The sequence below is a fragment of the Streptomyces seoulensis genome (assembly GCF_004328625.1).
In the GTDB taxonomy this organism is placed as follows: Bacteria; Actinomycetota; Actinomycetes; order Streptomycetales; family Streptomycetaceae; genus Streptomyces; species Streptomyces seoulensis.
On the sequence record NZ_CP032229.1, the window covers coordinates 5,753,814 to 5,767,167 of the forward strand.

Here is a 13,354-nt window from a genome sequence, read left to right on the forward strand (position 1 = left end):
ACGGTTCACTTCAGACCGCTGAGCACGATCCCCCGGACGTAATGGCGCTGGAGCAGCAGGAAGAGCACCAGCACCGGCAGGATGCTCAGGACCAGGCCCGCCATCACGATCGGCATCGTGCGCGTCGGGTCGACGTAGTCCTGTAGCAGCTGGATGCCGACCGGCAGCGTCATCACGTCCGGGTTGGCGGTCGACACCAGCAGCGCCCAGATGTACTCGTTCCACGCGTCGACGAACGTCAGCAGCCCCAGCGTCACCATGACCGGCTTGGTCTGCGGCACCACGATCCGCCACCAGACCGCGAACTCCCCGGCGCCGTCGATCCGCGCGGCCTCCAGCACCTCGTCCGGGATCGAGACCATGAACTGGCGCATCAGGAAGATCCCGAAGCCGTTGACCAGGAACGGCATCGCCAGCGCCACGATGCTCACGGTCAGCCCCGCGCCCCCTCGGCCCAGCAGGTCGTTGCCGCCCGCCAGCGGCCAGTGCACCAGGATCAGGAAGTGCGGGATGAAGAAGAGGAACGGCGGGAACATCATCGTCGACAGCACCAGACGGAAGATGAAGTCCCGTCCGGGGAACCGGAGTTTGGCGAGCGCGTAGCCCGCGAGCGACGACGTCAGCAGCACGGACGCGTTGATCAGGGTGGTGGCGACGACGCTGTTGCGGAATAGCATGGGCAGATCGAGCTGGTCGACCGCAGCCCGGTAGTTGGACAGGTCGAACGCCTCGGGGAGGAACCGGTAGGGCAGCGTGCCCGACTCACCCGGCCCCTTGAACGAGGTCATCACCATGTCCAGGAACGGCACCACCGTGAGCACGGCGCCCGTCACGACCAGTAGGTACGACAGCCACGGGAAACGGCGGCGGTTCACGCGTCCTCCCCCCTGCGCCGGAAGATCCACAACTGGGCCAGGGTGACGATCAAAATCACCACGAACAGCACGAAGGCGGCGGCACTCGCGGTGCCCCAGTCCCCGTAGGAGAACGCCTGCCGGTACATCTCCAACGCCGCCACGTTGGTCGCGTCACCGGGGCCGCCCTTGGTCATCACGATGATCAGCGCGAACGACTGGAGCCCGGTGATGAACTGGGTGACGCACACGAACAGCAGCGCCGGCCGCAGCAGCGGCAGCGTGATCCGCAGGAAGACGGTCACCGGCCCGGCGCCGTCCAGCGCGGCCGCCTCGTAGTACGACTCCGGGATGGACTTCAGCCCGGCGGTCAGGATGAGGATCGCCGACCCGACCGACGCCCACGCCTGGACCACCACCACCGCGGGCAGCGCGGTGTCCGGGTCCTGGAGGAACGCCACCGAGTCCAGCCCGACGGCGTTCAGCGCGCCGTTGACCAGGCCGCCCGGCTCGTACATGTACTTCCACACATTGCCGACGGCGACCACGGTCGTCACGATCGGCAGCAGGTACAGGGTGCGCCACAGCCCCTGGAAGCGCAGGTTGTCGATGCAGGTCGCGACCAGCACCGAGCCCGCCAGCGCCAGCGCCACCGTCCCCAGTGCGAACAGCAGGGTGTTGGTGAGGATCGGGGTGAGGAACGTCGAGCCGTCCGCGAACAGACTCGTGAAGTTGTCCAGGCCGACCGGCTTGATGTCGGCGAGGTCGAACCCCGCCCAGCGGGACATCGACAGCAGCAGCGCGAAGCCGAGCGGCAGGATCAGGAAGACGGCGAAGAACAGCAGCACCGGCGCGAGGAACAGATAGGCGACGACCGCCTGATGACGCCGGGCGCGGGCGCGGGGGTCCACGGCCGTCCGGGCCGGTTCGGCGGAGCGCGGGCGCGGGGGGCGCGCGGTCGTCTCCGGGGTCAGGGCGTTCACCATGAGCGCGACACCTCCTGGTCGACCTGGCGGCGGATGGTACGCAGCGACTGCTCCACCGACTGCTGACCGGTCCACAGCGCCTCGACGTTCTTCCGCAGCAGCGACTTGGCCTGCTGCGCGCCCGGCACGTTAGGCTCCGGCACCGCGTATCCGAGCGCGTCGAGGAAGGGGCGCAGGTTGGGATCGCCGCCCTTGCCGAGCAGCGTCCGCATGTCGTCGGCGCGGCCCGTCAGCGAGCCCACCGACACCTGGAGGGCACTCATCCGGGTCACCGTCGCTCCCTCGCCCACGCCCACCCGGTCGGTGTTGAGCCAGCGCAGGAACTCCCATGCCTCGCGCGGGTGTCGACTGGAGGCGTTGACGCCGAGCATGAACCCGGTGGCGAGGGTGGCGGGCTTGTCGCCCAGCTCCGGGACGGGCACCGGAGCCACCGCCACATCCCGATAGGCGGCGCCCATCTGGGACTTGAGGCTGCCGGTCCACCATCCGGCACTGATCACCATCGCCACCTGCCCGGACTGGAACGCCTTGTAGACGTTGACGCCGGGCTCGCTCGCCCCCCGGCCGACCAGACGGTGCTCCAGTTCCAGCACGGCCCGCCCGGCCGGTGAGTCGATGGCGGTGCGCCTGCCGTCCCGGGACACGAAGGTGCCCCCGGCCGCGTTGAGCAGGGCGAGGGTCTGGCCGACAGTGGTGGAGTCGTCGTAGGTGGAGAGGCCGAAGCCCTGGACCAGGGTGTTGCCGTACCGGTCGCGCCGGGTGGTGCGGTACGCGGTGTCCTCCAACTCCCGCCAAGTGCGCGGGGGATGGGTGATGCCGGATTCCCGGAGCAGGCGCTGGTTGTAGTAGAGGGCGTACGTCTGCGCCTCGGTGGGATAGCCGTAGACCTGGCCGTCGACCGAGGCCGAGCCGGCCGCCGCGGCGCCGTAGCCCCGGGTGATCTCCGCCGCGTCCTCGGGCGGGGCGGGGCGCAGCACCCCGGCGCGGACGAGCTGGCCGTTCCACAGGCAGTACGGCTGGAGGATGTCGGCGCCCTGGCCGGCCGCCTGCCGGACCATGAACGTGGTCAGCAGGTCGTTGAACTCCACCGCCTTGGTGCGGACCTTGACCCGGTCGTGCGTGGCGTTCCACTCGTCCACCGGCCCCTGAAGGGCCGCCTTCAGCTCACCGCTCGCATAGTGCGAGAGCAGGGTGAGGACGACCGGGTCGCCGGGCCGCCCGGTGCCCTGGCGCGGAGCGGCGCAGCCCGCCGCGAGCAGGGTGGCGGCGAGCGCGAAGCGGCGGCGGCTCAGCCCGTGCGGCGCCCCGGTCACCGGGCCGCCTCCCGGCGCAGCACCCGGAACACCCGCGTCGTGCCGAACCCGGCCCGGCGGTACAGCCGGGCCGCCGACGAGTCGTGATCGGTCCACAGGAACCACGCCGACCCCGCGCCCAGCGCCCGCATCCGCTCCAGGACCAGATGCAGCAGCACGTTGCCGAGGCCGGTGCCACGCATCTCGTCCAGCACCCCGAACGGCCCGAACCGCTCGATCGCCGACTCGTACGCGCCGTGCATCGCCCAGCCCACCAGCCGGCCCGAGGGGTCCCGCGCGACCACGATCCGGTCCAGCGGGGCGCCGTGCAGCAGACACTCCCGGATCGCGCGCGCCCAGTCCGGCACGAAGTGGACGGCGGCCAGCGCGAGGAGCGCGGGCAGGTCGTCATCGGTGGGGGTCCCGAACTCGTAGCCCTGCAAGATCAGTTCACCGACCCGACGCGTGACCTCCGGCGGGAAGGCGTAGTCGGTCAGCGAGCGGTCCATCGCCACCGCCTCGTCCACCGTGTGGAAGCCCATGGACTCCAGCAGAGCGGCCGCCTCCGGGTAGGTCCCGGCGTCCAGACCGGGGAGGAAGTAGTTCGGGGTGTACGGGGCGAAGTCGACGCGGGTGCGGCCGTGGGCGAGCAGCCAGTCCAGGGTGTCGGTGAGCAACTGCCTTCCCACACCGCGTCCTCGGGCGGCCGGGTCGACGAAGAAGAAGGGGAGCCAGCCCTGTTCGGGTTCCAGGTCGGTGCCGGTCATCGGGGTCAGCCGGCGTACCGCGTAGGCCGCGCCGACCAGGCGCCCGTCCTCCTCCGCCACCCGCAGGCCGGCCGGGTCGAAGTTGGCGTCGAGCAGCACCAGGGAGCGGAAGCGGTCCGCGGTGACCGGGTCGGCGGGCGCGCTCCGGCACCACGCCGCCACCAGCGGCGGACCGTCACCCGGCCGGAACCCGCGGATCAGGGTCCGGGCCCTCGTCGTGGGATCGGTCATCGACGTCCTTCCGTGTCAGGAGTAGAGGAGTACGTCGTCTCCGGCCCATCGGCCGGGCGGCGCGGGTGCCTCGCACAGCGTCAGCGGGTCCTCGCCCGCGTCGACCGTCCGCCGCAGTTCGTCGGAGCCCCAGAGGCGGTCGATGAAGTCGCCGGACCAGGCGAAGTCGTCCGGGTAGAGCCGTCGCAGGGTGCCGAGCATGGCGACGGCGGTGCGCACGGGCGCGAACGCCTCGCGGTCGGTGACATGGAGCTGGACCCCGCGCACGGGCCGTCCGGCGTGCTTGTCGAAGGTCGGCACATAGCGCACCTCCCTGAAGTGCACGCCGGGTAGGCCGAGTTCAGTGAGCGCGGGGGCGAAGCTGGCGTCGACGTACGGTGCGCCGACGGTCTCGAAGGGCTGGGTGGTGCCCCGGCCCTCGGAGACGTTGGTGCCCTCGAACAGGCAGGTGCCGGGGTAGACGACGGCGGTGGCGTACGTCGGCATGTTGGGGGAGGGCGCGATCCAGGGGAGGCCGGTGGTCTCCGCGTCCATCTCCCGCCGCCACCCGGCCGCCTTGATCACCGTCAAGTCGGCCTGACGTCCGACGACTTCGGCCACCGCCGACCTGTTGACGAACCAGGCCAGCTCCCCGCAGGTCAGCCCGTGCCGGATCGGCACCGGCGCCCGCCCGACGAAGCTCGCGAACGCCGGGTCGAGCACCGGGCCCTCGCTGACCAGGCCGCCGAGCGGATTGGGCCGGTCGGCCACCACGAACCGCACGCCGGTGCGCGCGGCCGAGACCATCAGGTCGAACATCGTCCACACATAGGTGTAGAAGCGCGCCCCGACGTCCTGGAGGTCGTACACCAGCGCGTCCACGCCGCTGTTGATCAGCAGCTTGTCGAGCCGGTCGCCGTCGCGGCGATAGGTGTCGTAGACCGGCAGCCCGGTGGCCGGGTCGGTCTCGTCCGGCTCGCCTGCGCCCGCCTGGGCGGTGCCGTACAGCCCGTGTTCGGGGCCGAACAGGGCGGCCAGGTTGACGCCCGCCTCCAGCAGGGCGGGCGCCGTCGGGCTCAAGTCGGGCAGCACACACGTGTGGTTGGTCACCAGCCCGAGCCGGCCGGGCCCGGCGAGGCCGGGCACCGCGCAGAGCCGGGCGATCCCGGTCGTCACCGTGGAGCGGTCGTCCGCACTACTCATTCTTCACTACTCATTCTTCGCCCCTTATCGGAAATTCTCTTGAATGTCCCGGAATTGGGCAATGCTGCGGACACTACCTGCCGGTACCTACGACTCCCCGGCGACGACGTTCGCCCGTCAGGGTGGAAACCCGTTCGACTCCGCCCCCATCGCGGACGATCATCAGCTCATGCCACTGAGAGACACCCTCGCCCGAGTCGACGAGGACCTGGCCGCCGGCCGCGTCCCCGTCGCGCGCCAGCGTCTGCGCGGACTGGTGTCGTCGTTCCCGCACGATCCGGTGCTCCGCCGCCGCCTCGCCGAGGTGTACCGGCTGTACGGCGAACCCGCCCAGGCGGGCCGGTGGATGTACCTGGAGGAGGACCGCGACACGGCCGAGACCGCCGCCTTCGAGGCGTGGTACCCCAGCCCCGCGCGGCGCCGGGCCGCGCTTCGCTGGGACGGCGCGGAATCGCTCGCCCCGACGGAGTTCGCCAGGGAGCAACTGGCGGCGCTGACCGTCCCGCAACCGGAAGCCGGGAAAAGTTCCGGTCACGCGGACGCCAAGGGCTCCCTGGCGGCGCTCGGGTGTCTGGTACTGGCCCTCGCATTCCTGGCGATCTGGGTGATCGGCGTCATCGCCCTCTTCCGGTGACCGCATCCGGTTGGCTGGAAAGGGTTCCCTCCCGAGGGGGTTGACGCCGTGCGGGGGGTTTGCGGCAGCTACCACGATGGCGGGGTATCGGGGGCGCATGGGGTATTTCCGGGCCCGTTACCAGCGGTTGAGCCGTCCGCCCCTCTATCACGCCCCGCCGCCGCAGTGGTTGCTTCACGACGACTTCAGGTCCGGGGCCCCAGGAGGGGCCATTCGGAACGTGGCGCACTCCGGTGTGACTAGCATGTGGGCGTAACCGGCTGGAAGATCGCCTTCCTCCTAGGGCGGCCGCTTCCGGACCCGCGATCGAGGCGTTCGGTCGCCGATTCTTCTGCTCGCAGACCGAGGGACCGCGGAATGTCAGTTCCTGCACCGTCCGTTCAACACCGCTCGACGGCAGCCCGGCGCGGCTCGTGGGCGGTGCCCGCGGCCGTGATGGCGGTGACCGCCGTCGCGGTCGCCGTCGCGGTCGGGTTGTCGCCGTCCGGTACGCACAGATGGACGCTCGTCGTCGCGGGCGCGGGCTGGGTGTGTGTCGCCGTGGCGGTGCTCGCCGGACACCTCCTCGTCCGCCGCGCCCGGCTCGCCGCCGTCACCCAGGCCGCCGAGAACGACCGGCTCCGCGCACAGGCCCAGCAGACGGCCGCGCAGACCGGCCACCTGGTCAACGTCACGCTGCCCTCCCTGCACAACCTGGTGCTGGCCGGCAGCGGCGCCGCCGACGCGCTCGCGGGCGTGTCGATGCCCAACGACCAGAACCTGCGCCGGCTCGCCCAGCTCTCCGCCGGCGCCCTGGAGGAGGCCGTGGGCCGCGCGGCCGCCGCCGACGAGGAGTCCCGGCAGACCCAGGACGCCCTCAACGAGGTGCTGGCCGAGGTGGACCGGCTCGGCCGGGAAACGCTGCCCGCCGCCGTCACCCTGCTCGCCGAGGGCCGCTCGGCCGACACCGTGCTCGGTGAACTCGCCCTGCCCCAGATGCCGTTGATGCACGACCTGAGCGAGCTGTTCGTCCGCGAACTCGCGCGCAGCGAGCGGCGCGCGGGCGGAGCCCGGATCGCCTCCACCAAGGCGCTCAGCCGGGTCCAGGCCAAGGCCGTCAGCATGCTCGCCGACCTGCGGGCGATGCAGGACGAGCACGACGGCAAGATGCTCGGCGACCTCATGCGGCTGGACCACAAGACCTCCCAGCTCGTGCTGATCGCCGACCGGCTGGCGCTGCTCATGGGCGGCAAGACCAGCCGTACCTGGAACAAGCCGATCCGGATGGAGAGCATCCTCCGGGGCGCCATCGGCCGTATCGCCGCCTACCAGCGGGTCCGGCTGCACTTCACCTCCCAGGCCGCGATCTCCGGGTTCGCCGCCGAGGGCGTGATGCACCTCCTCGCCGAACTGATCGACAACGCCGCCAACTTCTCCCCGCCCACCGACGAGGTCCACGTCTACGTCGAGGAGCACCGGGCCGGGATCGTCGTCACCGTCGAGGACAGCGGACTGACCATGTCCGAGGCGGCGATGCGGCACGCCGCGGGTGCGGTGGCCGGCAGCATGGCCGACCTCGCCTCCCTCCAGGGCACCCGGCTCGGCCTCGCCGTGGTCGGACTGCTCGCGCTCAAGTACCGGATCAACGTCAGCTACCGGCCCTCCTCGCGCGGCGGCACCGGCGTGGTCGTCCTGCTGCCCCGGCACCTCATCGCGCAGCAGCGCGACCCGTGGCCCGCGCAGCAGCGCGAGGCGGCACAGACGACCGCCGCCCGGCCGGTCCCGGCCCCCGAGGCGCCGGCCCCCGTCGCCGATGCCCCCGTCTTCGAGGCACCGGTCATCGAGGCACCGGTCAGCGAGCCGCCCGTACGCCCCGAGCCGCCCGTCATCGTGCCGGAGGTACCCGGGCAGACCCGGCACGAGCCGCCGGCCGCCGCCGCGCCCGCCGCCACCCCGAACGGGCTCCCCGTGCGCAAACCCGGCCGCACCATGAGCGACGCCGAGCGCGCCCAGCGCCCCGCGAGCGAGCCCACCCCGCCCCGCAAGCGGCCCGTGCACGACGTCGGCTCCCGCTTCGGCGCCTTCCACCGCTCGCGCAAGGGCGACACCCTGGGCGGCCGCCCCGACCCCCAGCCGCCGACCGCCGGTTAAGCACCCCAAGCCCCGCCGGGCCCGCGCCCGGCAGCCACGCCCCCCTCGTGCCCATGAGATTGGAGGAACGGGCCGGTGGCCGATCAGCCGGACACCACCGTCCCATCACCCATCATGCAGACCACCGACAACAGCCTCGTCTGGCTACTGCAGAACCTGCTGGAGCAGACGCCCGGTGCCCGGCACGCCCTGGTCCTCTCACGCGACGGCCTCAAGCTGTGCTGGACCCCCGACCTGGCCGCGGATCAGGCCGACCAGCTCGCCGCGATCTGCTCCGGCCTCCAGGCCCTGTCCCACGGCGCGTCCGTGGAGTTCGGGGACGGCTCCGGCGGCGTGCTGCACGCCATGACCGCGTTCCACGGCGGCCTGCTCTGCATCGTCGGCGCCGGTGAGGGCGCGCACCTCGCGGTCGTCGCCGCCGAGGACGCCGACCCCGGCCGCCTCGGCGAGGAGATGACCGGGCTCGTCGACAAGATCGGCGAGCATCTGCGGGCCGCGCCCCGGCAGCCGTTCCAAGGGAGTACCCGGCCGTGACCCGCAAGCCGGTGGACACCGGTGCCCCCGACCGGCTCTACACGGTCACGAACGGGCGCAGCAGCGTCGACGACACCCTGGACCTGGTCACGCTCATCGTCGCGGAGTGCCAGCCCACCACGGGAATGCAGTCGGAGCACGCCCGCATCCTGACCCTGTGCCGGCACCCCACATCGGTGGTGGAGATCTCCGCCGAGCTGGAACTGCCGATCACGGTCTGCCGCATCCTGCTGGCCGACCTGCTCGACACCGGCCGGATCACCGCACGCCACCCACCCGTGAACCCCTCGCTCCCCGATCCCGCCCTTCTCAAGGAAGTGCTCCATGGGCTCCGCAATCTCTGAGCTGCCCGCCCACCGCACGCCACTGGCCGACGCGGCGGAAACCGGTCTGAAGATCGTCGTCGTGGGCGGCTTCGGCGTCGGCAAGACCACGCTGGTCCGCTCCGTGAGCGAGATCCGGCCGCTGAACACCGAGGAGGTGATGACGGAGGCCGGCGTCGGCATCGACGAGACCAGCGGTGTCGCCGCGAAGTCGACCACCACCGTCGCCTTCGACTTCGGCCGCATCAGCCTCAACGACACCATGGTGCTGTACCTGTTCGGCGCGCCCGGCCAGAAGCGCTTCTGGTTCCTGTGGGACCGCCTCTTCTCCGGCACCCTCGGCGCCGTCGTCCTCGTCGACACCCGCCGGATGGACGACTCCTGGTACGCGATAGACCGGCTGGAACACCACGGCACGCCCTTCGTGGTGGCCGTCAACCGGTTCGACGACGACGCGGCCCACCACTCCCTGGACGAGATCCGGCAGGCCCTCGCGCTCCCGGACCACGTGCCGATGATCGACTGCGACGCACGGGTCCGGCAGTCGGGCAAGGACGTGCTGATCACCCTCGTGGACCATGTCTACACGCTGGCCACCGCCCAGGAGGCGACCCCGTGACCGATCCCGGCCTCTTCTCCGCGCCCCAGACACCGCCGCCCGGCTGCCCCGCCCACGCCGACGCGGTGCGTCTGGGGGGCCTGGAGTACCAGCAGACGCCGTCGCAGATGTACCGGGCGCTGCGCCGCGACCACGGCGCGGTCGCGCCGGTCCTGCTGGACGGCGACATCCCGGCCTGGCTGGTGCTCGGCTATCACGAGGTCGCCCAGGTGACCAGCCACGACGAGCTGTTCGCGCGGGACTCGCGGCGCTGGAACCAGTGGGACAACATCCCGCCGGACTGGCCGCTGATGCCCTTCGTCGGCTACCAGCCCTCGGTGCTGTTCACCGAGGGCGAGGAGCACCGCCGCCGGGCCGGAGTGATCACCGAGGCGTTGTCCGGGGTGGACCAGTTCGAGCTGGCCCGCGACTGCGAGCTGATCGCCGACGAGCTGATCGCCCGGTTCGCCGGCAGCGGCCAGGCCGAGCTGATGACGTCGTACGCGCACGCGCTGCCGATGCGGGCCGTGGTGCAGATGTGCGGTATGCCGATCTCCGGCGCCGACACCCAGCAGCTCGTGGACGACCTGCGGATCTCCCTGGACGCGGCCGAGGGCGACGACCCGGTGGCGGCCTACGGGCGCGTGGGGGAGCGGCTGGTACGGCTGGTCCAGGACAAGCGGGCCGACCCCGGCAAGGACGTCACCTCGCGGATGGTGCTGCACCCGGCGGGGCTCAGCGACGAGGAGATCGTCCAGGACCTGATCTCGGTCATCGCCGCCGCGCAGCAGCCCACCGCCAACTGGATCTGCAACGCGCTCCGGCTGCTGCTCACCGACGAGCGGTTCGAACTCAGCGTCTCCGGCGGCCGGGTGAGCGTGGGCGAGGCGCTGAACGAGGTGCTCTGGCTCGACACGCCCACCCAGAACTTCATCGGCCGCTGGGCCGTGCGGGACACCCAGCTCGGCGGCCGGCAGATCCGGGCCGGCGACTGCCTGGTCCTCGGGCTGGCCGCCGCCAACACCGACCCGGGGCTCTGGCCCGAGGGCCATGTCGGCGCGGAGAACGCCGCGCACCTGTCGTTCAGCAACGGCGAGCACCGGTGCCCGTACCCGGCTCCGCTGCTGGCGGACGTCATGGCGCGTACCGCCGTGGAGACGCTGCTGGAGCGGCTGCCCGACCTGGTGCTGGCGGTGGACCCGCGCACGCTGACCTGGCGGTCGTCCATCTGGATGCGGGGGCTGACCACCCTGCCGGTGCGGTTCACGCCGGTCGACGGATAGCCGGTGTCCGCCGGGCCCCCCGGGGGGAGGGGCCCGGCGGGCGCGGGTCAGGCGGTGGGGGTGAACCGCACCGGGAGGGCCTGCGGGCCGCGGGTGAACACGCCCTGCTCGACCGGGTCGAAGCCGTCGGCGAAGCGCAGGTCCGGCATGGCGTCCAGGAGTTGGGCGACGCCGGTCTCGACCTCCGCCTTGGCGAGCAGCGCGCCCACGCAGAAGTGCCGGCCCAGCGCGAACGCCAGGTGGTCGGCGGCCGCCGAGAAGGCGTTGGTGGCGGTGAGGTCCTCGCGGAAGATGTCGAAGCGGTCCGGGTCGCGGTAGCGGTTCTCGTCCCGGTTGGCCGAGCCGATCAGGCAGGTCACGGTGACCCCGGCCGGGATGGTGCCGCCGCTGAGCTGCACCTCGGTCGCGGACTGCCGCATGATCATGTGCACCGGCGGGGTGAAGCGCAGGGTCTCGGCGAACGCCCTCGGGATCAGGCTGTGGTCGGCCCGTACGGCGGCGAGCTGGTCGGGGTGACTCAGCAGGTTGGCGAAGATGCTGGCGATCGCCTTGTCCGTGGTCTCACCGCCGGCGGCGAGCAGCAGGCTGCAGAACGCCTTGATGTCCTCGTCGCTCATCCGCACCCCGTCGACCTCGGCGGCGCACAGCACCGACAGCAGGTCGTCACCGAGGTTCTCGCGGCGCTCGCGGATGATCGGCAGCATGTACTCCGCGAACTCCACCCGGGTGCGCTCGCCGGCCGCGGCCACCTCCTGGTCGCCGGACAGGTTGCCGAGGAAGGCGATGACGGCGGTGTACCAGCGGTGGAAGCGGGTGTGGTCGGCCTTGTCCAGGCCCAGCATGTCCGCGATCACGTTGACCGGGAACCGGGTCGCGTAGTCGGTGACGATGTCGGCGGAACCGGAGTGCCGGAAGGCGTCGATGAGTTCGCGCGAGTTGCGCTCGATGACGGGCAGGAACTTCTCCTGGAGCTCCCGGCCCCGGAAGGCGGGGGCGACCAGGGCCCGGCGCACGGCGTGCTCACGGCCGCTGAGCTGGAGGATCGTCTTGCCGTGGACCGGCTCGATCTGCCAGTCGTAGTTGTCGGTGGTGAACTGGCCGTCCTTGTCCTTGAAGACGCGTTCGACGTCCTCGTAGCGCGAGACGATGTAACTCTGCGTGGCCTCGTGCCAGATAAGGGGAGCGGACTCCCGCATCTGCCGGTAGGCCGGGTAGGGGTCCGCCGCGAACTCCGGCGAGAGGATGTCGGGTATCTGTGCCGCAGTGGTCATGATGCTCCGTCGGGACCGGGAATGACGTGTTCCGTAAGGTTATTGATCATTCGTCAGCCATGACAGCCCCCCAATGCTTCGAGTGGGGCACAGAACGCGCCTTGGCCGGATACGATCACCCCAAAAGCGGGGTGCGCGGTCTGTTCTTCGCTCCGGGTGTCTTGAACTGGCCGCTGCGGCGGGGTGTCCCGGGCGAAAACGGGGCGCACGGTCGGCGCACGGGTGCGTACCCCGGGGCCCTGTGCGCTCAACTGAGGACGCGGCGGCACAGGTGCCGGATCGGCCTGATCGCCCTGGGTCATATGCGGGTGAACCGCGTTACTCCGGGCTCCCGTTGGCCGAACGGAGGATGTCGAATGCCTTCCGGCATATGCCAAGGGCAGCGCGAGCGGTTATTGCGCGCTCTATTACCCATCGGTAATCAATCGAACGAGTACCGTCGATCGTGGACTTTCCCTTAGTGTGATGAGTGTGAATGAACAGGGTCCGGGCAGTCTGGTTCCGACCGGCCGCACGGGAACTGTCATCTCGGGGGTGGGAGTGAATCGCTCCTTCGTTCGATCTGACGCACCGTCCGGATCGGGCAAGCAGTCCGGGAGTCGCGGAAACGGAATGCGCGGCGGCTCGGAGAAACAAGATGATGTACGTGCTGCCGAGGGGGGCGTCGTGGTCAATCCATTCGACGATGAGTCGGGCAAGTTCCTGGTGCTCGTGAACGAAGAGGGCCAGCACTCACTCTGGCCGGCGACGCTCGCCGTGCCGGGCGGCTGGCGGGCCGAGGGCCCGGAGGGGTCGCGCCAGGAGTGCCTGGACGCGATCGAGGCCAACTGGACCGACATGCGGCCCGCCAGCCTGGTGCGGGCGATGGCGGCCGACGGCTAGACCGTCCCGCGACCCCGGCCCGTCCGGGGTGTCATGCCTGGTCGTACGGCATTTCGCCGCCGAGTGACCCCCTGGGCGCCGCTCTCGCCCCGGGGGCCCGTCGGCCGGTGTGCAGGACGACCGTCACCGCTGGCGAGACGCTCGCGCCGGTTCCCGTTCCCCCCGCGGACCTCCCGGCGGCCCACCCCGGCCGCAGGGTCGACGCGCGTGGATACGAGGGGCACTCGTGCGCCGGTAAGCGGGAGTGCGGATGGGCGCGGCCGTGTCCGACATCTCGCAGACGCACTTTCTTCCTTTCACCGTCACGGAAAGGCCATGGGGCGAGCCGCTGTGCGCGCGTTCGTTTTACCCGGGCTTTCCTTACCGTCCCCGGAACCTCTCCCCAAA

At 71.2% G+C, this 13,354-nt stretch carries 13 protein-coding genes; 7 read left to right on the forward strand and 6 right to left on the reverse strand.

Translation table 11 applies throughout. The annotated features are described in order from the left end of the window. Window positions 1–5 precede the first annotated feature (5 nt). Genes D0Z67_RS26590 through D0Z67_RS26610 form a run of 5 tightly spaced genes read right to left on the reverse strand, consistent with a single transcriptional unit; the run spans window position 6 to window position 5,312 of the window. Window positions 6–875 (reverse strand): carbohydrate ABC transporter permease, encoded by an 870-nt coding sequence (locus D0Z67_RS26590; protein ID WP_031182196.1) that lies wholly within the window; start codon window positions 873–875, stop codon window positions 6–8. Beyond that, complete coding sequence (locus D0Z67_RS26595) at window positions 872–1,840, reverse strand: carbohydrate ABC transporter permease (protein WP_031182197.1); 969 nt, start codon at window positions 1,838–1,840, stop codon at window positions 872–874. Before D0Z67_RS26595 ends, D0Z67_RS26590 begins: the two co-directional genes overlap by 4 nt. Further along, window positions 1,834–3,153 (reverse strand): ABC transporter substrate-binding protein, encoded by a 1,320-nt coding sequence (locus D0Z67_RS26600; RefSeq protein ID WP_234312825.1) that lies wholly within the window; start codon window positions 3,151–3,153, stop codon window positions 1,834–1,836. Before D0Z67_RS26600 ends, D0Z67_RS26595 begins: the two co-directional genes overlap by 7 nt. Next, window positions 3,150–4,130: a GNAT family N-acetyltransferase gene (locus D0Z67_RS26605; protein ID WP_051887849.1), complete on the reverse strand. Its 981-nt coding sequence runs from the start codon at window positions 4,128–4,130 to the stop codon at window positions 3,150–3,152. Before D0Z67_RS26605 ends, D0Z67_RS26600 begins: the two co-directional genes overlap by 4 nt. Before the next feature lie 15 nt (window positions 4,131–4,145). Beyond that, complete coding sequence (locus D0Z67_RS26610) at window positions 4,146–5,312, reverse strand: exo-beta-N-acetylmuramidase NamZ family protein (RefSeq protein ID WP_031182200.1); 1,167 nt, start codon at window positions 5,310–5,312, stop codon at window positions 4,146–4,148. Window positions 5,313–5,481: 169 nt separating this feature from the next. Here D0Z67_RS26610 and D0Z67_RS26615 point away from each other — a divergent pair, with 169 nt between their 5' ends. The 6 genes from D0Z67_RS26615 (at window position 5,482) to D0Z67_RS26640 (ending at window position 10,814) form a co-directional block, all read left to right on the forward strand. Continuing rightward, window positions 5,482–5,946, forward strand: a complete 465-nt coding sequence (locus D0Z67_RS26615; protein ID WP_031182201.1) for a DUF6584 family protein — start codon at window positions 5,482–5,484, stop codon at window positions 5,944–5,946. Between the two features lie 357 nt (window positions 5,947–6,303). Continuing rightward, window positions 6,304–8,076: a sensor histidine kinase gene (locus D0Z67_RS26620; protein WP_031182202.1), complete on the forward strand. Its 1,773-nt coding sequence runs from the start codon at window positions 6,304–6,306 to the stop codon at window positions 8,074–8,076. Window positions 8,077–8,190: 114 nt separating this feature from the next. Continuing rightward, entirely contained in the window at window positions 8,191–8,610 is a 420-nt protein-coding gene (locus D0Z67_RS26625; protein ID WP_051887871.1) for a roadblock/LC7 domain-containing protein, read from the forward strand. Beyond that, a complete protein-coding gene (locus D0Z67_RS26630) occupies window positions 8,607–8,954 on the forward strand; it encodes a DUF742 domain-containing protein (protein ID WP_031182204.1) in 348 nt (115 codons plus the stop codon). Before D0Z67_RS26625 ends, D0Z67_RS26630 begins: the two co-directional genes overlap by 4 nt. Continuing rightward, the gene (locus D0Z67_RS26635) at window positions 8,935–9,552 is read left to right on the forward strand and encodes a GTP-binding protein (RefSeq protein ID WP_031182205.1); all 618 of its coding nucleotides are present in this window, start codon (window positions 8,935–8,937) and stop codon (window positions 9,550–9,552) included. Before D0Z67_RS26630 ends, D0Z67_RS26635 begins: the two co-directional genes overlap by 20 nt. Then, a complete protein-coding gene (locus D0Z67_RS26640; protein WP_031182206.1) occupies window positions 9,549–10,814 on the forward strand; it encodes a cytochrome P450 in 1,266 nt (421 codons plus the stop codon). Before D0Z67_RS26635 ends, D0Z67_RS26640 begins: the two co-directional genes overlap by 4 nt. 47 nt (window positions 10,815–10,861) lie before the next feature. Here the strand turns inward: D0Z67_RS26640 and D0Z67_RS26645 are convergent, their stop codons facing one another. Continuing rightward, window positions 10,862–12,085 (reverse strand): cytochrome P450, encoded by a 1,224-nt coding sequence (locus D0Z67_RS26645; protein WP_031182207.1) that lies wholly within the window; start codon window positions 12,083–12,085, stop codon window positions 10,862–10,864. A gap of 666 nt (window positions 12,086–12,751) precedes the next feature. Here D0Z67_RS26645 and D0Z67_RS26650 point away from each other — a divergent pair. Continuing rightward, a complete protein-coding gene (locus tag D0Z67_RS26650) occupies window positions 12,752–12,967 on the forward strand; it encodes an MbtH family protein (RefSeq protein WP_031182208.1) in 216 nt (71 codons plus the stop codon). Window positions 12,968–13,354 lie beyond the last annotated feature (387 nt).